Here is a 20934-nt window from a genome sequence, read left to right on the forward strand (position 1 = left end):
TTCGCAGTCGCTCACGGTGTTCGCGACAGCGAAAAATGGGGACGGAGGGCAAAGCTTCGCCAGTAGAGCGCCCAACGGTCCCGGTTTCGAGGACTTCGAGACGAATCTCGCTCATCGGTCCACCTCACGATTGAGGACATCCATGCCCTCGGTGTCCGGTCGGCGCCGGGCGAGCTGCTCGTCGTAGTCCGGCTTGTCGTAGTAGCGCCGGATGGTCTCAGGCGAGGCAGCCACGCGCTCGGCGACCCGGACGTAGGACAGTCCGCGGTTGAGTTGCCACGTGATCGAGCCGGTGCGGACCGCGTGGGGTGCGCGGCTCGAGGGACACTTGGACGACTTGGACCGATCGGTGTACGGGCAGGAGGGTCGATCGCGGTTGTGCGGACACTCCCGGTAGAGGCACGGCTGGGTAGCGAGGTACGACCAGAAGCGGATCGTCGATTCGGACGCCCGGCCGTGGTTGGTGGTCAGCAGCGGCTTCCGTCCGTTGTCGTCGCGCTTCTCCGGTCGCTCGCGCTCTATCCAGAAGTCGATCGCCTCGGCGACTCCCTCGGAGACGACAACGTTCCGTTCGTGTTCGGTGCCGTCCTTCAGTCGCGTCGGCGGTCGGTGGCGGAACTCGAGCTTCCGCTCGTCGGGGTACCAGTCGCCGAGGTCGAGCGCGCGGAAGCAACTGATCCGGCCGCCGACGTGCCACATCAGTTCGAGCAGGACGTGATTCGCGGTCCCGCGCTGGCGCGGGGAGTTCCGGAAGTGTTCGAGCAGTCGGCTGGCCTCGTCGGCCTCGAGCTTCTCGTCGCTGGTCTCCTCTTCCTTGGTCAGCGTGGGGAGTTCGACCTTCTCGTGAAGCCCGTCTTCGACGACCTCGAGCGACTCGCAGTACTTGAGCAACTGGGTCAACGCAGTGAGTTTGCCCTTGATCGTGGTCGGGGCGTTCTCGCTGGCTTCCAGGTACTCGCGGTACTCGTCGATCGCCCAGCCGTCGAGATCGTGCATGTGGTCGATCCCGTACTCGTCGGCCCACAGGAGGAAGTCCTGCAGGCGGTTCGAGTAGCTACGGACCGTGTTCTCGGTCCCGTCGTGGCGGGAGACGAACCGCCGGACGGCCTTCTCGGGGGAGACCTTCCGGCGCTGTCGGTCAGTCATCCAGCGCCCTCCGTGCGGCTTCGGGAGCCGGGACGAACTCGTCCGGGCCGTCGGGGATCTCGTAGCCGTCGGGACCGCGGCCCATCTGTCGAAGCACGTCCTCGAGGCGAGGTGCGGGGCCGTCGCGGGAGAGCGTGAAGCAGGCTTCCCGAGCTCCGGCGACTGCCTCGGCGGCGGCGACCTCTTCCCCGGTTGGCTCAGGCGGTGTGGGCCGGTCGCTGTCGTTATCTGTAGTCGGTTCGTCTCGGTCGGTGCGGGGTTTCGGCCCCGCGGCGCTGTTTCCGGACATCTCAGGTGTCCGCGAAACCCGTCCTCGGCGTCGTGCTGGAACACGGCGCCGAGTGCTACTGATTCTCGCTAGCCGTGGGTATCGGGCTTCGCACCATACTCCAGTATGCCACACCATATAGTAGTTATGTCTGAAACAACTAGAGTAACCCAGTCATGGCAGCTAATACTCCCGGGGATACTGGAAGTGTATGAGACAGTCGGCGCGTTGGATGGTACTGCTGGACGATCGGATCATGGAGTTCATCGACGAGAACGGCCCGTCGCTTCCCTCCAACATCGCCGACGACGACAGGATCCCGTACGGTTCACAGCACATCGGTAACCGCTGTCGGAAGCTCGCCGAAGTCGGTCTGTTAGAAAATCTCGGGACCGGGGTGTACGTCCTCACAGCTGAAGGGAAGTCGTACCTCGAGGGCGAGCGCAGCGTGGAAGAGACGCCCGAATCGAGCGAAGAGAGTGAGAAGGGGACTAACGGAGTCTAATTTAGATGGCCCTCCGCAAGATGGCGCGATGGATGGATAGTGTCGACGAGAGAATCTTGGAGTACCTCGACGAAACCGACGGCGCGGTCACCGCATGGGAGATCGCCCACGACCTCGAGGGGACGACGCGTCTACGAGCTCGTGAACGGTGCCGTGTACTGGCCCGTGCCGGTTTCACGGTGGTCGTGCCGCGGGAACCACTCACCGAGAAGTACGACATTACCGGCTGTGGCCAGCGATACCTGCTCGGAGAAGTCGACGCCAAGCACCGACGTCCGCTTCCGGCAGCACGTCCTCCCGAGGCTGTCCGGCCCGGTTGGTACGCTGGGTTCGGATAGACACCGGGCTGTTTGATAGGAATCTATAACTTCCTGTCTGCCACTTCTGCGGATAGTGTATCAGTTCACGCCGGACGAAATAGACCGAGTGCGGGCAGATTACCAAGCGAAGCAGCAGGGTGCCGAGGATGTGGGGAGTAAGCGCGTCGGGAACCTCGGCGAGATCGCGTTCGAGCAGTTCTGTCGAGAGTACCTGCCGACCGAGATGTGGGAGTGGGAGAACGAAGATGCGATCCGGCGCTGTAACCCCGAGAGTTTCTCGGGACACGACTTCGAGGTATTCGGGTACGAGGTGGACGTGAAGACCTCGCGGGACGTTTCTGCCTTCCTCCCAGAGACGCTAGTCGAGAACGACTCGGACGACGACATCATCGTCATGGCGTGGCACCGTGACGCTGAAGACTCCCTGATCCTGCTGGGCTGGGAGCACGTGGCCGTCCTCGAGTCGAAAGTTCGAACGCAGGAGAACTTCTCCGGACAGGAGCCGGCCAAGCTCCAGCACTTGGCGAGCCAGCCGATGAACAGCCTGCAGGACCTCGGACCGAACACGGCAAACATGAACCAGACGCCGGACAACCCGTTCAGCCCGGGTGATCGAGTCCAGCGGAAGGGTGACGATGACGCTTCCGAGGCGATCGTCGTCGAGGTGCTGCCACCCGAGACGCAGATCGAATTGTACGGGCAGGAGATTGACGGCGAGGCTGTGCGGGTCGCGTTCCCGAGTTCACTGGACGAAGGGCCGGGCGATTGGCGGGATATCGACTCGGCGTTGCTGTCCTCGTACTGCGACGATCAAAAAATCAAATTATATACATACAAGCATGGGAACCTGAGTTATTCTAAAAAATAGTCGAAAATGACTATTTGGAATCAAGAGAATAGATCGAATACCGAGTATCTCCCTCTGAAAACTGCCATTCTCGTGAATCTGTGACCTCGCGAGTAGAATCTCGATAGGTAGTATGAAGGTTACGTTCAGTCATCTCACCCATTATTATCTCGTTGGATTGTGCCGCACTCTCCATTTTTCCAGCTAAATTCATTGTTACACCCATAATATCGAAACTCTCGCGCCCGTCAGGTACGATATCAGGATGACCAGAGTCTAGACCGATTGATACATCTACGTCTCGATATCCGTTTTCAGTTAGGGCTAATCCCAGGACTTCGGAAATAATCGTCTTGATACGGAGTGCGCAAAGTGCAGCATTATCATGTTTACCAGTGGTATCGGGTGAGGGAAAAAATCCGTAAATCCCGTCTCCTTCTCTCTTCAAAAAGAATCCATTATGTCTCCTAAGAAGGTCAACAACAAGATATTCAAATGCAGCAATGATTCGTAAATACAGAGTTTTATTATACCTCATTGATAGTTCAGTAGATCCAACTAAGTCGACCTTCATAATTACAAAAGGCATGATAGTTTGCTGTTCATCCGCATATTCTTCGAGTAAATCATGGTCTGGCTCAGCAGGCAGTATAACCCCTTCCTGTTCAAAAATAGAATAGATTTCACTATATTTCTCAGATATATACCCGTCCCAATCATCAATACTATCGGGGGAATAATATAGAGGAATATCCTCATCCCTTCCTTCCCACATATCAGCCATAGTGTCATCTGAAATATATACATCATCATGAGTGTCAAACCAACCCTTTTGCTCACCATCGTCCACACGCTCGTATCGTTCAGGATCTGGTCTCATCGCCTGTTGAACGATGACTCCATCTTCGGTTTCTTCCTTAACTTCAGCCTCGATCATTTCTAAATCCATTCTGAACTGCATACCGTCCTTACCAGGGGGATTAGAATCATTTGGACCGTCGGACATAATGATCTCAATTCTACGTTATCGTGCAGGGATTTATCATTTCTCACGCCTACCTACTTCAGTAATGTCACGTGATACTCGACTAGAGTTGCTAACACAGACAAAAGACCACTTTAACCATTATATAAATCAAGCAGACCAAAAAGCAGCAATACTGATTTCCGGCCACCTAGCCATCCTTGGATTTCTAACGAACTCGAATGAGATGATTGGAAGCAATATATGCACTTATTTGTTGATAGTATTTTCTTCCGCTAGCATCCTCACAGGAGTTATCACGATATTCCCAAGACATGAGGACGGCAATAGTGATACACCAAAATTAGGAAATCTAAACTGGAAGAAAGTAGCCAAAGAAGACAGTAATCAATATATTCAGACAGTCCTCTCAGATGAAATAGATAATGGGTTAGATAGCATTGCTGCAAGTAACCACGCGCTATCAAATGTATTGGAAAGAAAATACTACTGGCTGAAAGTTTCTATGGTGGGGACAGTAGGGACATTAATCACAATAATTTCTTTGATCGTAGGCCAATTATAATAAGATAGGTCTGTCAGCACACGTTCTCGGTCCCTTCGGTCCCTCGGTGGCGCGTCGAGGTCGGGTCGGCCCCCATGGCAGGGGGCCGCTTCCGCTCCTCGCCGCTTTGATCCACGTGGAGCCGAGCGTCGGGAGCAGGAAGGAAAGCCAGCGCGACCCCCGCGAGGAGGGGCCGCGCTGGCAGGAGACGACCACCCGAGAAGGACGGGGGTGGGTCGGTCGGTGGGTGGGTAGTTACTCAGCGGGACCGCGTTGCCGGAGTTCCTGGAGGAGCTCGTCCCAGCCGAGATCGAGCGTGAACAGTTCGGGCTCGAGGTCCCACGACCACGGTGCGGAGTCGTCCGGGGAGTAGTCGACACCGCTCTTCTCGAGGGCGTCGATCTCGCCGCCGAACAGGAGGTCGGTCGGCATGTCCGCGTCAGCAGGCCAGTTCTCGTAGAACTGGGCGACCTTCTTCTCGGTCTTGAAGAACGGGAGTGTAGCCATCCGCTTGGCCTCGGGGTGGAGGTCCTTCCCGGTGTGGATCACGATGCCGCAGGCGTCGACGTTGATCTTGGCGAAGCGCTTGGCGAGTGGCGTCCACTGGGTCGACACCTCGTAGGAGTACGTCCGGGCGTCGAAGTGGGTACTGCCCTCGTCGATCAGGACGAACTTCGGTCGGTCCCGGTGCTCGAGGAGCGTGACGGCGAGGTCGTGCGCCGAGGTGACCCGCTCGTCGGTGATCGAACTGTCGAAGTTGGCAACGACGAGGAGATCGTCGACTGCCGCCTTTCGCAGTTCGGCGAGCAGCAGCATCGTGTTCGTCTTGCCCGTGTTCGGGTTCCCAGCCGCGACGGGGAACGCCGGGGCGTCGTTGTTGTCCAGCTCGTCGAGGATCTTCATTGGCAGCCGGATCGCGGAGCCGTCGAGATCCTGCTCGGTCACGCCGACCAAGTGAGAGAGCACGGTCGAGTTGTTCTCGGAGACCGCACGGGTCGCCCGATCGGACCGGAACTTCGAGAGGAGCTGCTCTCCGGTCTCGGTGTCGAAGAAGGAGCCGTCGGTCGCCGCCTCGAGGAAGGAGAGGTTGGCGCGGTGCTGGTCGTCCTCGACGATGCCTGTGTGGTCGTAGTGTTCACCGTGGCCGTCCAGTTCGCCCTCGATCTGCTCGCGTAGCTTCGCCGCCGTGAGCAGATGCTCGTCGATTCCACTACCAGCCATCTGGATCACCACCCGATTCTTTCTGGTTCTCGATCTCCTCGAGGTCGAGGTCGATATCGAACTCGCCGGTGGAGTCGTCGGGTTCGGTCTCGGGGTCGCTTTCGAGATCGTCGACGATCGCTCCGAGGTGATCGTCGAAGCCGAGGTCGTCGAGCCGTTCCTCGATCGCGTCGGTCACGGCATCGCCTTCGTCGGGCAGGGTTCCCGCCTCGATGGTCTTCATCAGGGAGTCGATCTCCCCGCGAAGCGCGTTGGAGACGATCGCCGGAGCAGCCGTCTCGATGGCGAAGCCCCGTTGGGCCTTGTCCTGTAGTTCGCCGCGGCAGCGCCGGACGGCCGCGAGCGACCGAGCGAGTTCGACGTCGTCGAGCGTACCGCGCCACGTCCCGACGACCGTTCCCTCTTCCTGGTCGAGTTGCTTCCCGACGTAGAGGTTGGGAGTCAGTTCGGTGAGATCGTAGTCCACGTCGGGGTTCCCGTCCTCGTCGGTGACCTGGAGGTCACGGAACTCGTCGAGGGACAGCCGGAAGATCGCCCCGTCGACTTGGCGGGCGTCGAGGTCGACGAGCCATATCTCGCGGGGGTTGTGCAGCCACGAGGTAACCTTCGTCCCGACCGCGAAGCCAGCCGGGAGACCGGAGGCGATGAACGCCGCGCCGAAGATCGTCCAGTAGCGCGGAATTGATGGGTCGACTCCGAGATAGAGCAGGACGCCCACGACGATCAGCGCGAAGCCGATCAGCGACCAGAAGCGTGTCTTGACGAAGTCCAGCAGCAGGTGCGAGATAGGTGGCTGCTGTTCGTTTGGGAGCTCCGCGTCAGTCATGCGACCCTCTCGATGCCGCCCTCGCGGCCGTAGATCGTTCGCAGCGTGAGCAGGAGCACGACAGCCGCGGACCCGATGCCGCCACCGAGCGCAGCAGCTTGGGTATCGGCGTAGTCCCACGGGCCGCCGATCAACGTCGACGAGGTCTCGAGCGGAACGCCGTAGAGCGTTCGCCCCGTGTCGATCGTCACGCCGACGAAGCCGTTGGCCTTGGTGACGGGCATCCGGACGGTCGATCGTCGATCCGAGCGCAGGACGTAGTCCTTCCGCAGGATCTCGCCGCCGTTCATGATACCACCTGCGTCGGTGACGGTGATCGTCTCGGGGCGATCGCTCCGGAGTTCGAGCACGACCTCACCGTCTCGGTACTCGGCAGAGCACAGGGAGACGTGTTGGTCGATGTGGACCGTACACTCGTCACCCGTGAGGTCCTCAGCCTCGAGGCCAGTGTCCGTCGCGTTCTCCTGTGCCGCGACAGGGGCCGCGAGCGATGCAACTACCAGCGCCGTGATAAGCAGAAAAGTTGGTCGCATGGGTCTACTTGCTGTTACCGTATAGGAGCGCCGCAGCCCCGGCGCCGACAAGCGCGACGATCTCGCCCGGCAGCCCGAACATATCGAGGCCGCCGAGGTCGATACCGCCGCCGCCGGTGTTCTGACTCTCCTCGTACTTCTCGATCAGCTCTCGATTTTGTTCCTGGAGCTGTTCCCACTCCGATTGGGTGATGTAGTTGTTGTCGGTCTGGGGATCGGCCTTCTCGAAGCTCGCACTCTCGACCTCTTCACCGGACTCGGCGTTCTCGATCTTCTCGACCGTAAACTGGGAGTCGAGCTTGATCGTTTCCATCCGCGACTCATTGACATCGGCGAAAAAGTCGACCTCGTTCACGTTCGCGATGTCGTTCTCGAGCTGGTCGGACAGGTCGACCTCCCATGCAGCAACGCTCGAGTTGTGCGGTTCGACCGGGTTCCCGCTGCTGTCGACCGCAGTGAAGTTGCCACGGCTGACGGTGACCGTCTCGTTCTTCGAGGTCGTGAGCTCGTACTGCGTCTTCTCATAGGGCGCTTCGGTGAACGTCGCGACCCCGCCGTCGATGCTCTCCTCGTACGCGGACCAGTCACCCGATCCGGTGGCGACGTTGTACGTGAAGAACGCATCGCCGGAGAACGTGTTCGCGCTCGGGTCGTACGTCGAGCCCGACTCGATCGTCTGGCTGTCATCGGTGACCGCGAGTGTCCCGCGGAGAGTCGCTCCGGTATCGGCCATCGTTATCTTGTACTTGTTGCCGGCGTCTACGGGGATGTTCAGGGCCGCGAGGTCAGCAATCGCTTGCGCGGCGCCGTCGTCCGCAGCGATCATTTTAGCCCGCTCGCGCGGTGTGATGAGTTCGGACACCTCGATCGCACCAGCCTGGACCTGATCGTAGACGTTGTTGACCCACGTCGTGAGTCCAGACTGAACGTCAGTAACTGCCGTCTCGAGATCGTTCAGTACAGCACTCCAGTCGGCGGAGTTGAGGTAACTGACGCTCCGATCAGGAACATGGATCCATATCTCCGTCGGGGGAGTAGAGGACGTGTTCCCGTCAGTCATCGTTATCTCAGTCGGGTTGTAGTACATCGGGGTGTGCTGACTCTGCATCAGCACGGACTGAAGAGACATGGTAGCCCCATCAGGGAGCGTATAGCTGTGAGCCATATCGCTCCGAGGAGTACCAGTTTCGGACTCCGTGAGGAGTTTACCAGTTCCAGCCTCTCGATCAGCGTTGGCCTTCAGGTACGTGTCCGATACCTCGGTGTGGCCGAACATCGTCGACCGGAGTGAGTACAGTTCACTTACTGTCTCATTCCACGACTTGAGGAAGTTGCTGATGACGGTCGAGGCGTACTTGTTCATGGCATTGTGAGCAGCCGTCTCAACGTCGGCCTTCGCAGCCTCTTGGTTCAGCTGCTCGATCGCCGCGATCTTCCCCTCAGCGTAGAGCGTGTTCGGCAGACCGCTGTTGATGATGTTCCGGTTGTCGACGAACGTAGATGCGTTGGTCGACTTACGAGTTCGGACCGTCTCGTACACGTCCTGCTTGAGTGCGCCAGCAGTCAGTCCCTCAGCAGGCGGGTTCGACCCGATCACCTCGTACTCACGGACGGCCCAGCCGACGACCGCGGCTCCCGCAATCGCACCACCAACGACAACGGGAGCGATCGCTTCGGCGTCGTCGACTATTCCGTAGTCCGAGCCGAGCGCGACCGCGCCGGCCGCGCTGGCGCCGATCCCCTTCATCAGGGTACGGCGGCCCACAGGACTGCCGTCCAGCAGCCCATGACTGCCAGCATCCACGTCGTCAGTAGCACGAGTGTCCGCGTCTGACTGACGGCGAGGCGAGCTTGAGCCATCAGTCATCGGACCGCAACACCCCACGCAGCCAGCGTGATGACGAACGCGAGGATGCCGCCGGTCGGGGAGTTGTTCGCGATCGCGTCGGTGACGAAGCCGACGTACTGGTGGCCGACGATCAGCACGGGGCCAGCAGCGATGACGACCTTCTCCCAGTCCTCGTAGTAGTCGAAGCTCTTGGTCTCGCTCGAGGCGAACGCGACGACGAACGTCCCGAGGGAGACGAGCATGGCGTGCTGGGTGGTCAGCGTGTAGCTGATCCATGTCAGTTCGACGGTGGCGATCCCACCGAACTGGTAGAGGCTGGTGAGTGCGAACACGATCCCGAGGATCGCCGGGATGGTCCGCAGGTTCGCGTAGTCGCTGACGAGGTCGCTAGGAGCGTTCCGGGACGCCATCAGTTGACGAACACCTCGTAGTTGACGCACTCCTGATCCTCGCCGTCGATGTCGGTCGTGTAGGTGCCGGTGCCTTCGAGCAGCACCTCGTCACCGGGAGTGATGTTGTTGTGCGTGATCGTCCGGTCGATGCTGCCGTTCGACCACATCAGGACGACGGGACCGGCGACCTCGCCATCTCTGTTGGTCTCGTCTTCGTAGTCGTCCGTCCGACGCAGCTTGTAGAGCGGTGAGTCGAACTCGCCGGCCTCTTCGGTGCGCTCGAGGAGGATGCCTTGGATGGACTCACCTTCTCCGGGGCGATCGACCCACACCGCGTCGTCATCGGGGTTTGGTCGTTATCAGGCGATTCTGCCTTCTGGAAGCCGGACTTGTCTTGGGCTGCCATTACGAATCTTTGTACGAACTATGCTAACATTGCGCTTTGACGGTCCCCTATACCATATCTGATTTAGTATATAAGTGAACGTGAGTAGTACTCCAGTCAAATCAAGTTCTATGAGACAGTTATGATTATAAAAGCTAAAGCAGAATACCCACCTGCCCAATTGAAATTCCAACAGACATTAATTGTCAGAATATGATTAATCGTCAACTATGATCGGAGGGGTTCTGACACTGTTAGGAGCGGTGATCAGCCTTTTAGGGCTCATTGTGCGTGTTACCCCTGGGTTAGATCGGCCAAAGAGAAGATACATGTATAAACATCTTCCAATTACTAAGAGTCTTTTCCAGCTTCGTCAATCTACGAATAAAGGAAGAACTCCAGACAAAGTGAATGATAAATGGATCATACGAGAGTTTTTAGATCACATTGATAACCATCTAACGAGAGATACTCCGGAAAAAGCAGTTGTTGCAGTCACACCCTATGCTGCGGATTTCAGGGTTCACTTTTCAGATGGAGAACAAGATTCCTATGGATTAGGCCGGCCCTCTCACGATGTTTTTGAGACGATTGTTTCAGATGCTATGCAGTCAAAATGTCAATGGTGGGGACTCGTCACTGCGGTTATAGGGGCATTGATCACCGGAGTTGGGATATTGGTTAGTCTATGATGTATAAAATATCCTATTGACTGTTTCCACCGATATTAGCCAATGGGAACACCGAAGTGTTGTGCGCCATCGGACCAGTTCGCGGGCATCTCTGACCACTCGGCAGCGCCGACGAACTCGAAGCTGTAGAAGTCGAACTGGGACGGATCGCCGACGATCTCCTTCATGCGCTCGGCGAAGTCAGCGGAGATCCCCTCGATCGCGGCCAACTCGTCCTCGTCGACGAGCCGAACGTCCGACAGCGTGTGAATCCCGGCTTCGTTCAGCCGTTCGAGTTTCACCTCACCGAGCCCGGGCATCTCCTCGAGGCGATCGGGGTCGGGACGGTCGTCCTTGAGGTCGTGCGACGAGCTCCAGAACTGCCGGCCGGTCGCCCAGTACAGCGCGAGCTTCCACAGCTCCGAGGAAGCCCAGTCGCCGCCCTCTTCCCACGAGTCGAGCTCGGCAAATAGTTCGTCCGGGTCGTCGCCGATGGACTCGAAGGTCTTGCTGAGGTACTTGCCGAGGTAGCCGGCCGCGCTCTTGCCCTCGTGGACGCCGGACTGCATCACCCACGACTCGGCGCCGCGTTTGTTCATGCCGTGGATGTGGACGATCTCGCCCTGGCGATCGGCCCAGTAGTTCGAGAGCCAGCCGTGATCCACGTAGGGGACGCCGAAGACGCAGACGTGTAGGTGCGGGAGGCCGATGTGGTTGGATTTCTCCGAGCCACCGAATTCGAGCGCGCGGATGAAGTCGAGTCGCTGGTCTTCCAGGTATCGCTGGTTCAGTGTTTCGTGGAGATCCTGCCATGCTTCCATCAGGCCGTCGACCATCGCCGCGATCGAGTCGTACCGCTTCGGGTCGGTGGTCAGCGTGAGCATCACGCCGCGCTCGTACTTCTCGTCGGCACGTTCCCACGCAGCGTTGTAGCGCGCCCACTGCTCGCTCTTCCGGTGATCGTTGTTGAAGCGAGTGTGGTAGGGCATGGTCAGTTGCACGTCGTGATCGGGCTCCTCGAGCATCAGCCGGCGCTGGTCAATCGAGTCGAGGTAGGTAGCGAAATCTCGCCCGAGCAGACGGGCATCTTTGACATCGTTCAGCGACCAGATTCCACGGGTAAGAGCGTCAGCACGGTCCTTCGCGTAGCTGGAGGTATGCTCGCTTGGAATTTTACTTTCTCGCGTCAAGTGAAAGGCCGCAGGTGTGGGGGAAGCGCTCAAAACGTCGCCGTCGTCGTCTAACGTGGCGTATTCCGTACGATCGAAAAAGCGTCGAGCGAACTGGTAGTCGGTGTTCGAGTATTCGCGGTCAGCGATGCGATCTTCCGCGGTCGAGGGCATGACAGCCTTCACAGAACGGGCGACTGGGACGCTCTCCGGGTGGTAGGTGAGCCACTTTATTAGCCGGCTCTTGTCGTCGCCGCGATCGTCGTCGGCGAAGCAGTCGAACGGCTCGAAGGGGGTTCACCCCCCACATCTTGACACGGGTCCGAGCCGGTCAGTCCCTCGACGAGCTCCTGCATCAGTCCCAGCGCGAGGAGAGTCGTCCGCGGACGTGACCGTGGGCCGCGTAGTGGACGTGACACTCCAGACAGACGCCCGCTTCCTCGAGCACCGACCGCCGCGGGTTGATGCACCGCTCTTGGCAGCGGTCGCACTGGTACTCGACGAGATCCGCGTCGAGATCAGTAGTGAGCGAATCGAGGATGCGCGCGCGGACGACCGCCTCGAGCGAGTCGTCGTCGGCTTCGGGGGAACGCCGACGGCGGTCTTGGACCGCCATCAGCGACACCCCGCGAGCGGGGCGCTAACCCGAGGTTAGTAAGGTTATTAGTAGCCGCAGAAGTCGCTAATGACTTTTCTTTCGCAACCGTTAAATCTGAAATGGGGACGGAGGGATTTGAACCCCCGATCGACTGATATCTCCGGTGCGCCTCGGTCCTCCAGAGGGTCGTCGTCGCCGGCGATGATCAGTCGCCGACTCGGTATATCAGTCTGGAGTTCGTCACCGGGCGCGTGGCCTCTGGAGTCAGTCGCCATCCCGGGCTTGGCCACGTCCCCTTGCATCCTTCGCTACATCCGTTCGGTGTAAAGGGATTTCGATCCGATTCAGTCCCGGTCGACCTCGGCCCAGTCACACTCCTGGCACTTGTACGCGGTAACGAACGCCGTCACGCTCGGCATGTAGCCGACGCTGATCACGTCGCCGCCACACTCCGGGCAGTCCCGGTCGGCGTCCTCGATCGGTTCGGCCTCCAGGATCGACTCGCCCTCGACCTGTTCAGCCAGCGATTCGGGGGTCACCATCCGGCCCTGCACGACGCGGTTGCTCATACCCGTCCCTGGTTCTGCCTGCCGTAATTCCTGTCGGTCCGTGCGGGCCCGGAACGCCGCGAGAACCTCCCTCACGGGACCGACAGGTCCACAGGGTTTTTGCGCTCCACCACGTGCCGCCAACTATGGGATTTGGATCGTACGACGAGTCAGAGCAGGAGAACCAGAACCAGGACACCGACGAGCAGGCCGAGGGCGTCGACGTCGACGGCGGCGAGGAGGGCGACCTCTCCTTCGAGTCCACCGAGTCCACCGACGAGCTGGTCGGCAAACTCGACGAGATGCGCGACGACGACGACGAGTAGGGCCGTGACCGCCGCCGTCGCCGCCCCCACTTCTTGAGCGAGCGATCCGCCAGCGCCGCCTCAGAGCTGTTCGAGTAGCTCGGCGAAACTCCCGTGTCGTCGGCCTCCTTCCGGAGCACGTCCAGCGCGCGCCGGAACGATCCGTGCTCCGCGAGGTAGGTGATCCCGACCGCGGACTTGAGCGCGTTGGCCGGCGCGCCGGTCAGCACCGTCGGCCCGACCTGCGCGACCGCGTCGTCGCCGATCGAGATCAGCCAGCCGGGGCTCTCCCAGCGCCACTGCGCCACGTCGACGAACCCACCATCGGCGGTCGCCGCGGCGACGAGGTTTCGCGCGACGGTCTCCGAGGCCCGCACGGCCGCGGACGCGCTCGCCGGCACGGGCTCGCCGTCGGCGTCGACGATCCGCACCGCGTCGCCCAGCGCGAACGTCCGGGCGTCGAGCCGGAGATCACCCCGCACCGCCGGGCGATCGCCGCCCATGGCTTCGTTACCGCGGATGCCGCCGGTCCAGACGAACTGGTCGTACTCGATCGAGCCACCCTCCGTCGAGATCTGCGCCTCGTCGGCCGCGGTCACGGTCGTCCCGGGGCGCACGTCGACGCCCTGTGCCACGAGCCGCTCGTGGGTCGCGTCCTGGAACCGCTCGGGGAACCCGGGGGCGACGGTGTCGAGCTGTTCGAGCAGGACGATCTCGATATCGTCGGCGACCCCGCGCTCCCGGGCCATCGTCGCCAACTCGCCGGCGACCTGGACGCCCGAGAGGCCGGCGCCGCCGACGACGACGGTTCCCGCGGTCTCGGCAGCCGTGGTGGGGTCCTCGTGGCCGAACTGGTCGATCACCGCCTCGAACTCCCGGCGGATCGTCGCGGCGTGTTCCAGCCGCTTCAGCGGCGTCGCGTGCTCCTCGAGACCGGGGATGTCGTAGAACGCGGTCTCGGCGCCCAGCGCGACGACGCAGTAGTCGTAGTCGAGTTCGTCGCCGTCGGCCAGCGAGACGGTGTGAGTGGCCCGATCCACGTCGGTGACGCGAGCCTCCCGGATCGACGCGCGGTCGAGGATCTCCCCGAGCGGTACGTCGATGTCGTCGACGTAGTCGGGCTTTCGGATCGCCCGGTGGAGCTCGTGCTGGACCAGATGCGTCCCGGTGTCGTCGACGAGCGTGAGCGTCGCCGACTCCGGGAGCCGTCGCTCCAGCTTCCGCGTCACGAGGAGCCCTGCGTAGCCGCCGCCGAGAACGAGCACGTCCATACTGGGACGAGGGGGCCCGAGGACAAAACGGTGTTTGCTGCGGTAGCCGACAGTGTTGCCGGCGGTGGCGCGCTACGAGACGCCCTCGCTCGCGGCGAACGCCTCGTGATCGCCCGACTCGATCACGTCCCGGAGCTGCTCGGCCACCGCGAACACGTTCTCGAAGCCGACGTACAGCGGCGCCGGGCAGATACGGACCACGTTCGGCGGCCGGTAGTCGACGACCACCCCGCGCTCTCGCAGCGCCTGACTCACGCGGTCGGCGTCGGGGTGCTCGACGGCGACGTGGCCGCCGCGGCGCGCGCCGTCGCGTGGCGTGCCGACCGCGTACTCGTAGCCCGCGTCGGCGAGGTCCTCGACCAACGTCGCGAGCAGGTCGGTGAGCGCCAGCGACTTCTCGCGGACGCGCTCGATACCGGCCTCGTCGAGCAGGTCGAGCGACCCCTCGAGCGGCGCCGCCGACAGCATCGGCACGGTGCCGATCTGCCACGCGCCCGCGGACTCCGCGGGCCGGTACGCCAGTTCGAGGTCGAACTGGCTCTCCTTCTCGTTGCCCCACCAGCCGGGTAGCGCGGGCGCGAGCCCGTGGTAGCGCTCGTTCACGTACAGCCCCGCGATCGACCCCGGGCCGGCGTTGAGGTACTTGTAGGAACACCACACCGCGAAGTCAACGTCCGCCGCGGCGAACTCGTGGGGCACCGCACCCACGGTGTGGGCGGCGTCGAACCCCGCGAGTGCGCCGTGGTCGTGGGCGAGTTCGGTCAGCGCTTCCACGTCGAACAGCTGGCCCGATCGGTAGAGCGCGGTCGGCATGAACAGGATCCCCACGTCGTCGTCCATCGCCTCGGCGATGTCCGCGAGCTCGATTGTCCGGCCGTCGCGACTCTCGACCAGCCGGAGGTGCTCGTCGGGGTCCAGCCCGCGCTGGCGGAACTGCGCGCGGATCGCGTAGTGGTCGGTCGGGAAGTCGAGCTCGTTGGCGACGACGACGTTGCCCGACGCGTCGACGGCGTCCTCGACCGTGTCGGGCGCGTCGAGCTCCCGTGCCGGCACGTCGGCCACGCGGTCGAGGAACGTCCCGATCAGCGTGTGAATGTTGACGGTGGTGGAGTTGGCGACGACCACCTCGTCGGCGTCGGCGCCGACGTACGGTGCGAGGCGCTCGCCGAGATACTCGGCGTACTCCCACCACGGCTGCTCGCCGTCGGTCCAGCCCTCGATGCCGCGGTCGCGCCACTCGCCGACCACGCGGTCGAGCGTGCGTTCGGCGTCGTCCGAAACCGGCCCGAGCGAGTTGCCGTCCATGTAGAGGTCGCTCGGCAGGTCGAACCGATCGCGGAACGGTGCCAGCGGGTCGGCGGCGTCCCGCGCGGCAACGTCCTCGCGGGAGACGGAGAAGGGGCTGCTCATGTGCGACACTCCGGCGGCGCCGACAAAGGCGTTGTCACACCGGCCGCCGTGGCCGCCGCTCGCGCTACCGGGCTACCCCGTCCCGGCCAACGCCGCGTACGCGTCCCAAGACTCGTCCCGCGGTGGCTCGGTCCACGTCTCGCCGCGGAACTGCACGCCCGAGCCCTCGACGACCCGCCCAACGTCGGCCACGGGCGTCCCGCGGGCATCGATCGCGCGCCGAACCGCCGCGGCGTCGGCGGGCGGGACCGCGAGCACGAGCGTCCCCGAGCTGGTCGTCTTCCACGGATCGATCCCGAGCGCGTCACAGACCGCCTCCACGCCCGAGCGCAGCGGCGCCGCCTCGGCGTCGATCTCGAAGCGGACCTCCGCGCTCGCGGCCATCTCACAGCACGCGCCGAGCAGCCCACCTTCGGTCGCGTCGTGCATCGCCGACACGTCGCCCGCCTCGGCGGCGGCGACGGCGTCGCCGACGAGTCGCGTCTCGTCGATCCCCGCGGCGGCGTCGGCGACCGTCTCGGGGGCCAGTCCGCGTTCGCCCAACGCCTCGGGGTACAGCGAGGCGAACAGGCCCGCGGTCTCGACGGCCGGCCCGCGGGTCACGAGCAGGCGGTCGCCCGGGCGCGCGCCGTCCGGCCGCACGACCGCCACGGGGTCACAGACGCCCATCGCCGTCGCGGCGCCGACCCACGGGAACTCGGCGCCGGGGTAGCGCGCGGTGTGGCCGGTGACGATGCTCGTCCCAGCGCCGCACACTCCTCGTGGATCCCGGTCCAGAGCGCGTCGAACTCGGCGTCGCTGATCGACTCCGGGAGGGAGAAGGAAATGGCGAGGTGGCTCGGGGCGACGCCGGCGACGGCCACGTCCGAGAGCGCGACGTGGAGGGCGAACCGGCCGGCGCGCTCGAACCCCAGTGCGGGCAGCACGGAGATGGGGTCGGTCGCGACCGCCAGCCCCGTCCCGTCGAACTCGAGCAGGCCGAAGTCGACGCCGGCGGTCGGTCCAAGCGCCACGTCGTCGCGCTCGGCGCCGAGTCGGGGCGCGATCCGCTCGGCGAAGAAGGCGCGGTCGATCTTGCCGCGGTCGGACATGCGTTGGGCTGGGAGCGACGCCGCTGTATGCCTACCGACTGCGGGCGCGCAGACGGCTGGCATGCCGTGGCCGCACTCATCCCTCAACCTTCTCGGCTCGCAGCGGCCGCTCGCTCACGAGCGCACAGTCGAACGCCGGATGCTCAGCCAGGTGGCGGACCACCAGGTGGCGGCGCGACCCGGTGACCCCCTCGTCCCCAACCGCCTCGGCGCCGAACTCGGCCGGGAGCGACGCGAACAGCGCCCGCAGCGCCGCGAACGAGTCGAACACCTGCTCGTTTCCGGGCGTGTCGGCGGCCCGGCGGGCGACGGCGTAGCTCCCGTCCCGGCGGTAGCGACCGGCCGTGCGGAAGAACTCCACGCGGCGCTCCAGCGCGTCGCCGACTGCAACCCGGAGCGCAAGCGCCTGCTCGCGGCTCAGGCGATGGGTCTCGCCATCGACGCACAGGTGAACGGTCGCTCCGTCACGTTCGACGGTGACTGGTGACGCCTCGCCCGGGGAGAACGCGATCAGGAGGGTGATGACTCCGCATGCTCGAAGACAGGGCGGAGGCCGCCAAGAACGTGTCGGCAGTCAGAGAACTGTTCTCACACGGCAGGGCCGGCCACCGAGAGGATGCCGTCGTCGGTGGGTGTCGGCGTCGGCGTCGGTGTGGCCGTCTCGTCGTCGCCCGGCGTCGACGTGCCGTCCGGCGTCGCCGTTCCGTCGCCGGCGGTCGGGGTCGCCGTGCCGTCGCTTTCGCTGCCGTCGGTGGGCGTCGGGGTGCCCGCGCTCTCGCTGCCGTCGCCCGCCCCGTTCCCGCCGGCCTTGTTGCCGAAGATGTCCGTCTCGATGGTGCGCTCGATCGAGTCGAGTCGGATACGGACCGTGTCGCCGCCGAACGACGAGAGGTCGACCCGGGCGTAGAACGTCACCTCGAGCTGGGTGGTCTGCTCGTTCTGCAGGTGCGTGACCCACCACTCGTCGAGGTTCTGGTTCCGGATCGCGGTCGTCGCCCGGACGGTCTCCAGCTCCCCCGGGGCGATCGCGACGCCCTTCTCCGTCGTGCCTTCGCCCATCGTGACGTTGTTCATCCGGATCTCGTAGCCGATCTCGGAGATGGCGACGGGCGTCGGGTTGGGGTTGTACAGCTCGAACGCGGTGTCGATCTCGGTGGTCTCGTTGCTCACGTCGCCCCACTGGCCGCTGGTGCTGTTAAGCCAGAGCACCGGGTCGGGCGCGACTGGCTCGTCGACCTCGATCGGCCGGTCCTCCTCGCTGTTGAAGCCGCCGATGAGGTTCGTCTCGACCGAGCGCTCGATCTGGGGGTTGAACTCCCGGCCCAGCAGGTCGGAGTGGATCGAGGCGTCGACGGTGAGTGTCGTGTTCTCGCCGTTCTCGACGTGGCTGATCCACCACGGCGGGATGCGGTCGTTGTTCATCCGCGTCGTCAGCGGGATCGAACTGTTGCCGCTGGCGTTCACGCCGAGCCCCTCGCGCCCGCCGGTGGCCATCCGCACGTCGTTCATCTCGACGGCGTAGTCGATCGTCAGCCCGCCCAGCTGCACCCCGAACGGGTTGGGGTTGTTGACGACGATCTCGGACTCGATGGTGGTCGTCGACTCGTTCACCGGGCCGAAGGCGTTGTCGACGCCGGCTACCGACGGGGCGCCGATGATGCCGACGGCCCACGCACCGCCCAGCGAGAGCGTCACGACGCCGAGCACGGCGACGACCGCTTTGAGCGTCGATGCGGCGACGAGGTTCCCACCCAACATAGCCCGGCATGAACTGCGCTGAGTCTTGAATCATCGGATGTCCGGTCACGCGGAAGCGTATGGCTCAAGACGGCTCGTCCCGGAACTACGGGCATGGACGGACGCACGCGCACGGCGGTCGGACTGGCCGGGGCCGCGCTGCTCGTCGTCGCCGGCACGCTCGCGACGGGGTATCTCCCGAGCCGGCCGCGGTCGCAACTGCTCGCCGGCGGGTTGATCGTCGCCGGGTTCGCGCTGGGGTTTTTCGTACTCGGGGAGTTCGACCTCCCGGACTGATCAGGCGACACGCGACGCCCGGAAGGCGTTGGCCGCGACGAAGCCACAGCACACCACCGCCGCGGCCATCGTGAACAGCGGGTTCAACAGTCCCGCCAGGGCGAGCGGGATCGCGAGCACGTTGAACAGGAGCGCGCCGCCGTCGTTCCACCGACGCCGCCGGTAGCTCTCCGCCGAGAGATCGAACGCCGCAGCCACGCCGCCGAGATCGTCGTCGACGACCGCCAGGTCCGACGCCTCGGCCGCGAGCGCGGTGCCGCTCCCCAGCGAGATCCCCAGATCGGCGGCCGCCAGCGCCGGCGCGTCGTTGGTGCCGTCGCCGACCATCGCCACCGGGCCCGACGCCCGAAGTCGCCGAACTGCCGCGGCTTTCCCGGCCGGGGGCACCTCGGCGAACACGTGATCGACGTGGGGGCTCGCCGCGAACTCGGCGGCGGCGGACTCGTCGTCGCCGGTGAGGACGACCACGTCCAGCCCCCGCTCGCCGAGCCGGTCGAGGGTCCGTTCCCAGTCGGCCCGTGACTCGTCGCCGACGGCGACGACGCCCACGGCGTCGCCGGTCGATTCCGCGGCCGGGTCCGGCGCCGATCCGACCAGCACCGGCAGGTGGCCGGACTCGCGAACGTCGCGGGCGCGCTCCCGGACCGCGTCGGGCACCCCCAGCCCTGCTCGGCGAACAGGTCGGGGTTGCCGACGAGCATGCGCCGGTCGCCCACGACGCCCTCGACGCCCGTCGCGTGGCTCGTGAACGACTCGACGGTCGGCGCGTCGGCGTCGCCGAAGGCGTCGACGATGGCCGCCGCCGCGGGGTGGGCGGCCCGCCGCTCCAGTTCGGCGGCCGCACCGAGCAGGTCCTCCGGCACGTCCGCGCCGAGCGCCTCCATCCGGCCGGTGGTGAGCGTCCCGGTCTTGTCGAACACGACCGTCTCGACGCCGCGTAAGCGCTCGAACACCGTCTCGTCGAACACCGCGACGCCGCGATCGAGCGCGCGCTCGACGCTCGAGCCGGCCGACAGCGGCGTCGAGAACCCCAGCGCCCACGGCGACGCCGCCAGCGGGACGGTGAGCGTCGCGACGACGGCGCCGGCGGCGCCCCGGCCGAGGGCGAGCGCGCCGACGCCCGCGAGAAGCGACAGCGCGAGCAGCGCCGGCGTCACGCGCTCGGCGATACGGTTGGCCCGGCGCTGGCCGCCGTGGGTCGCGCTCTGGAACCCCCAGACCGACGACGCGAGGCGGTCGACGCTGCTTCGAACGTCCTCGCCGACCGAGACGACTGCCGCGCCGGCGGTGACGACGGCGCCGCCGATCAGTTCGTCCCCCGCGTGCTTCCGGACCGGCGTCGACTCCCCGGTGACGACTGCCTCGGCGACGGTGCACTCGCCCTCGGCCAGCGTGCCGTCCACGGGCACGCGTTCGCCCTCGGGCACGAGCACGCGGTCGCCCGGGGCGAGCTCCGCGACGGGGACGGTCTCCGTCCCGGCTTCGGTCTCGCGGGTCGCCTCCTCGACGCGGGAGACGGTCAGATCGGTCAGCGCGCTCGCGGCTTTCCGCTTTGCGAGCGACTCGTAGAACGTCGCGCCGGTGACGGTCGCGACCGACACGACCGCGAGGTCGTAGTAGGCGTGGGTGCCGCCGGCGAAAAACGCCGCCGTCGCGTAGAAGTACGCCGCGAAGGCGGTCAGCGTCACCAACAGCCCCGTGTTGGGCGTGCGGAGCTTCAGTGCGATGTAGGCGTCCCGGAGCACGGGCGCGCCGGTGACGAAGATGACCACCAGCGTCAGCACCAGGAACACCGGCAGCACCATCGCGATGTTGCCCTCGCCCGCCAGCGGGTCGGTGCCGCCGAGCAGCGAGGCGAGGTGGGAGGGGTAGAACACGACCGTGTACGGGATGAGGAGGAACGAGGCGAACACGACCCCGGCCGCGTAGCGGTAGCCGAGCGCCCCGTCGACGACGCCCTCGGCGGACTCGCGCTCCTCGGGCGTGCGCTCCTCGCGCGGGGTGGCGTCGTAGCCG

General features: G+C 64.1%; 22 protein-coding genes, 1 tRNA gene and 4 pseudogenes. 7 read left to right on the forward strand and 20 right to left on the reverse strand.

From position 1 onward, the window contains the following. Nucleotides 1-111 precede the first annotated feature (111 nt). Both SY89_RS09835 and SY89_RS09840 read right to left on the reverse strand, forming a co-directional pair. Nucleotides 112-1146 (reverse strand): tyrosine-type recombinase/integrase, encoded by a 1035-nt coding sequence (locus SY89_RS09835; RefSeq protein ID WP_054584084.1) that lies wholly within the window; start codon nucleotides 1144-1146, stop codon nucleotides 112-114. Then, nucleotides 1139-1435: a hypothetical protein gene (locus SY89_RS09840; protein ID WP_054584085.1), complete on the reverse strand. Its 297-nt coding sequence runs from the start codon at nucleotides 1433-1435 to the stop codon at nucleotides 1139-1141. The genes SY89_RS09835 and SY89_RS09840 overlap by 8 nt, the downstream gene beginning before the upstream one ends. A gap of 235 nt (nucleotides 1436-1670) precedes the next feature. Between SY89_RS09840 and SY89_RS09845 the strand changes: the two genes are divergently transcribed. The 3 genes and pseudogenes from SY89_RS09845 to SY89_RS09850 form a co-directional block, all read left to right on the forward strand. Continuing rightward, nucleotides 1671-1919, forward strand: a complete 249-nt coding sequence (locus SY89_RS09845) for a MarR family transcriptional regulator (protein WP_189319147.1) — start codon at nucleotides 1671-1673, stop codon at nucleotides 1917-1919. Between the two features lie 56 nt (nucleotides 1920-1975). Then, nucleotides 1976-2257 carry a winged helix-turn-helix domain-containing protein gene (locus tag SY89_RS15980; protein WP_239685583.1) on the forward strand — a complete coding sequence of 94 codons (282 nt, stop codon included), beginning with the start codon at nucleotides 1976-1978 and terminating at the stop codon, nucleotides 2255-2257. A 55-nt stretch (nucleotides 2258-2312) separates the two neighbouring features. Beyond that, nucleotides 2313-3101, forward strand: a pseudogene (locus SY89_RS09850) (hypothetical protein); the annotation flags it as partial. A gap of 16 nt (nucleotides 3102-3117) precedes the next feature. Here the strand turns inward: SY89_RS09850 and SY89_RS15985 are convergent. Next, complete coding sequence (locus SY89_RS15985) at nucleotides 3118-4047, reverse strand: adenylate/guanylate cyclase domain-containing protein (protein WP_189319148.1); 930 nt, start codon at nucleotides 4045-4047, stop codon at nucleotides 3118-3120. A gap of 46 nt (nucleotides 4048-4093) precedes the next feature. Between SY89_RS15985 and SY89_RS16580 the strand changes: the two genes are divergently transcribed. After that, nucleotides 4094-4636, forward strand: coding sequence for a Pycsar system effector family protein (locus tag SY89_RS16580; RefSeq protein ID WP_144427183.1), 543 nt, complete (start codon nucleotides 4094-4096; stop codon nucleotides 4634-4636). Between the two features lie 234 nt (nucleotides 4637-4870). Here the strand turns inward: SY89_RS16580 and SY89_RS09860 are convergent, their stop codons facing one another. From SY89_RS09860 to SY89_RS09885, 6 genes are all read right to left on the reverse strand, one after another. Continuing rightward, nucleotides 4871-5836 (reverse strand): hypothetical protein, encoded by a 966-nt coding sequence (locus SY89_RS09860; protein ID WP_054584088.1) that lies wholly within the window; start codon nucleotides 5834-5836, stop codon nucleotides 4871-4873. Then, entirely contained in the window at nucleotides 5826-6662 is an 837-nt protein-coding gene (locus tag SY89_RS09865) for a hypothetical protein (RefSeq protein WP_054584089.1), read from the reverse strand. Before SY89_RS09865 ends, SY89_RS09860 begins: the two co-directional genes overlap by 11 nt. Further along, complete coding sequence (locus SY89_RS09870; protein WP_054584090.1) at nucleotides 6659-7195, reverse strand: hypothetical protein; 537 nt, start codon at nucleotides 7193-7195, stop codon at nucleotides 6659-6661. Before SY89_RS09870 ends, SY89_RS09865 begins: the two co-directional genes overlap by 4 nt. Nucleotides 7196-7199: 4 nt before the next feature. Then, the gene (locus SY89_RS09875) at nucleotides 7200-8735 is read right to left on the reverse strand and encodes a hypothetical protein (protein ID WP_239685584.1); all 1536 of its coding nucleotides are present in this window, start codon (nucleotides 8733-8735) and stop codon (nucleotides 7200-7202) included. A 323-nt stretch (nucleotides 8736-9058) separates the two neighbouring features. After that, complete coding sequence (locus SY89_RS09880; RefSeq protein WP_054584092.1) at nucleotides 9059-9454, reverse strand: hypothetical protein; 396 nt, start codon at nucleotides 9452-9454, stop codon at nucleotides 9059-9061. Beyond that, nucleotides 9454-9768, reverse strand: a complete 315-nt coding sequence (locus SY89_RS09885) for a hypothetical protein (RefSeq protein WP_054584093.1) — start codon at nucleotides 9766-9768, stop codon at nucleotides 9454-9456. Before SY89_RS09885 ends, SY89_RS09880 begins: the two co-directional genes overlap by 1 nt. Nucleotides 9769-10051: 283 nt before the next feature. Between SY89_RS09885 and SY89_RS16585 the strand changes: the two genes are divergently transcribed. Then, complete coding sequence (locus tag SY89_RS16585) at nucleotides 10052-10513, forward strand: hypothetical protein (RefSeq protein WP_144427184.1); 462 nt, start codon at nucleotides 10052-10054, stop codon at nucleotides 10511-10513. Between the two features lie 35 nt (nucleotides 10514-10548). Here the strand turns inward: SY89_RS16585 and SY89_RS09890 are convergent, their stop codons facing one another. The 4 genes from SY89_RS09890 to SY89_RS09900 all read right to left on the reverse strand — a co-directional run bounded on the left by SY89_RS09890 (nucleotide 10549) and on the right by SY89_RS09900 (nucleotide 12828). Beyond that, nucleotides 10549-11835, reverse strand: a complete 1287-nt coding sequence (locus SY89_RS09890) for a helix-hairpin-helix domain-containing protein (RefSeq protein ID WP_080506665.1) — start codon at nucleotides 11833-11835, stop codon at nucleotides 10549-10551. Between the two features lie 181 nt (nucleotides 11836-12016). Continuing rightward, nucleotides 12017-12277, reverse strand: coding sequence for a hypothetical protein (locus SY89_RS09895; protein ID WP_144427185.1), 261 nt, complete (start codon nucleotides 12275-12277; stop codon nucleotides 12017-12019). 102 nt (nucleotides 12278-12379) lie between these two features. Next, nucleotides 12380-12555 (reverse strand) — tRNA-Trp (locus tag SY89_RS16925). A gap of 48 nt (nucleotides 12556-12603) precedes the next feature. Beyond that, nucleotides 12604-12828 carry a DUF5795 family protein gene (locus tag SY89_RS09900; protein ID WP_054584096.1) on the reverse strand — a complete coding sequence of 75 codons (225 nt, stop codon included), beginning with the start codon at nucleotides 12826-12828 and terminating at the stop codon, nucleotides 12604-12606. Nucleotides 12829-12953: 125 nt separating this feature from the next. Here SY89_RS09900 and SY89_RS18500 point away from each other — a divergent pair, with 125 nt between their 5' ends. Next, nucleotides 12954-13133 (forward strand): DUF5786 family protein, encoded by a 180-nt coding sequence (locus SY89_RS18500; protein WP_049981067.1) that lies wholly within the window; start codon nucleotides 12954-12956, stop codon nucleotides 13131-13133. Between the two features lie 104 nt (nucleotides 13134-13237). Here SY89_RS18500 and SY89_RS09905 read toward each other — a convergent pair. From SY89_RS09905 to SY89_RS09925, 5 genes and pseudogenes are all read right to left on the reverse strand, one after another. Further along, nucleotides 13238-14383: pseudogene (locus SY89_RS09905) on the reverse strand (NAD(P)/FAD-dependent oxidoreductase); the annotation flags it as partial. 72 nt (nucleotides 14384-14455) lie between these two features. After that, nucleotides 14456-15793, reverse strand: coding sequence for a kynureninase (gene kynU / locus SY89_RS09910; protein WP_054584097.1), 1338 nt, complete (start codon nucleotides 15791-15793; stop codon nucleotides 14456-14458). A gap of 72 nt (nucleotides 15794-15865) precedes the next feature. Further along, nucleotides 15866-16884: pseudogene (locus SY89_RS19610) on the reverse strand (AIR synthase family protein). 76 nt (nucleotides 16885-16960) lie between these two features. Beyond that, nucleotides 16961-17458, reverse strand: a complete 498-nt coding sequence (locus tag SY89_RS19850; RefSeq protein ID WP_463467456.1) for a DUF7528 family protein — start codon at nucleotides 17456-17458, stop codon at nucleotides 16961-16963. 14 nt (nucleotides 17459-17472) lie between these two features. After that, nucleotides 17473-18642 (reverse strand): LEA/WHy family protein, encoded by a 1170-nt coding sequence (locus SY89_RS09925; protein ID WP_054584099.1) that lies wholly within the window; start codon nucleotides 18640-18642, stop codon nucleotides 17473-17475. A 93-nt stretch (nucleotides 18643-18735) separates the two neighbouring features. On the opposite strand from SY89_RS09925, the gene SY89_RS09930 reads away from it, so the two are divergent. Continuing rightward, on the forward strand, nucleotides 18736-18918 hold the full coding sequence (locus SY89_RS09930) for a hypothetical protein (protein WP_054584100.1): 183 nt from the start codon (nucleotides 18736-18738) through the stop codon (nucleotides 18916-18918). Here the strand turns inward: SY89_RS09930 and SY89_RS17695 are convergent, their stop codons facing one another. Next, nucleotides 18919-19575, reverse strand: coding sequence for an HAD-IC family P-type ATPase (locus tag SY89_RS17695; RefSeq protein ID WP_204374439.1), 657 nt, complete (start codon nucleotides 19573-19575; stop codon nucleotides 18919-18921). A 68-nt stretch (nucleotides 19576-19643) separates the two neighbouring features. Continuing rightward, nucleotides 19644-20723 (reverse strand): annotated as a pseudogene (locus SY89_RS18515) (HAD-IC family P-type ATPase); the annotation flags it as partial. Nucleotides 20724-20934: the final 211 nt, after the last annotated feature.

This window comes from Halolamina pelagica (genome assembly GCF_001307315.1).
In the GTDB taxonomy this organism is placed as follows: Archaea; Halobacteriota; Halobacteria; order Halobacteriales; family Haloferacaceae; genus Halolamina; species Halolamina pelagica_B.

What these genes read in the sequence shown, in the direction of transcription:
- SY89_RS15985 (WP_189319148.1), bottom strand. Translation starts at nt 4,047, where the DNA reads ATGCAGTTCAGAATGGATTTAGAAATGATCGAGGCTGAAGTTAAGGAA.
- SY89_RS18500 (WP_049981067.1), top strand. Translation starts at nt 12,954, where the DNA reads ATGGGATTTGGATCGTACGACGAGTCAGAGCAGGAGAACCAGAACCAG.
- SY89_RS09845 (WP_189319147.1), top strand. Translation starts at nt 1,671, where the DNA reads ATGGAGTTCATCGACGAGAACGGCCCGTCGCTTCCCTCCAACATCGCC.
- SY89_RS09900 (WP_054584096.1), bottom strand. Translation starts at nt 12,828, where the DNA reads ATGAGCAACCGCGTCGTGCAGGGCCGGATGGTGACCCCCGAATCGCTG.
- SY89_RS09930 (WP_054584100.1), top strand. Translation starts at nt 18,736, where the DNA reads ATGGACGGACGCACGCGCACGGCGGTCGGACTGGCCGGGGCCGCGCTG.
- SY89_RS09890 (WP_080506665.1), bottom strand. Translation starts at nt 11,835, where the DNA reads ATGCCCTCGACCGCGGAAGATCGCATCGCTGACCGCGAATACTCGAAC.
- SY89_RS09895 (WP_144427185.1), bottom strand. Translation starts at nt 12,277, where the DNA reads ATGGCGGTCCAAGACCGCCGTCGGCGTTCCCCCGAAGCCGACGACGAC.
- SY89_RS09840 (WP_054584085.1), bottom strand. Translation starts at nt 1,435, where the DNA reads ATGTCCGGAAACAGCGCCGCGGGGCCGAAACCCCGCACCGACCGAGAC.
- SY89_RS09860 (WP_054584088.1), bottom strand. Translation starts at nt 5,836, where the DNA reads ATGGCTGGTAGTGGAATCGACGAGCATCTGCTCACGGCGGCGAAGCTA.
- SY89_RS09865 (WP_054584089.1), bottom strand. Translation starts at nt 6,662, where the DNA reads ATGACTGACGCGGAGCTCCCAAACGAACAGCAGCCACCTATCTCGCAC.
- kynU (WP_054584097.1), bottom strand. Translation starts at nt 15,793, where the DNA reads ATGAGCAGCCCCTTCTCCGTCTCCCGCGAGGACGTTGCCGCGCGGGAC.
- SY89_RS09870 (WP_054584090.1), bottom strand. Translation starts at nt 7,195, where the DNA reads ATGCGACCAACTTTTCTGCTTATCACGGCGCTGGTAGTTGCATCGCTC.
- SY89_RS16585 (WP_144427184.1), top strand. Translation starts at nt 10,052, where the DNA reads ATGATCGGAGGGGTTCTGACACTGTTAGGAGCGGTGATCAGCCTTTTA.
- SY89_RS16580 (WP_144427183.1), top strand. Translation starts at nt 4,094, where the DNA reads ATGATCTCAATTCTACGTTATCGTGCAGGGATTTATCATTTCTCACGC.
- SY89_RS09880 (WP_054584092.1), bottom strand. Translation starts at nt 9,454, where the DNA reads ATGGCGTCCCGGAACGCTCCTAGCGACCTCGTCAGCGACTACGCGAAC.
- SY89_RS09925 (WP_054584099.1), bottom strand. Translation starts at nt 18,642, where the DNA reads ATGTTGGGTGGGAACCTCGTCGCCGCATCGACGCTCAAAGCGGTCGTC.
- SY89_RS09835 (WP_054584084.1), bottom strand. Translation starts at nt 1,146, where the DNA reads ATGACTGACCGACAGCGCCGGAAGGTCTCCCCCGAGAAGGCCGTCCGG.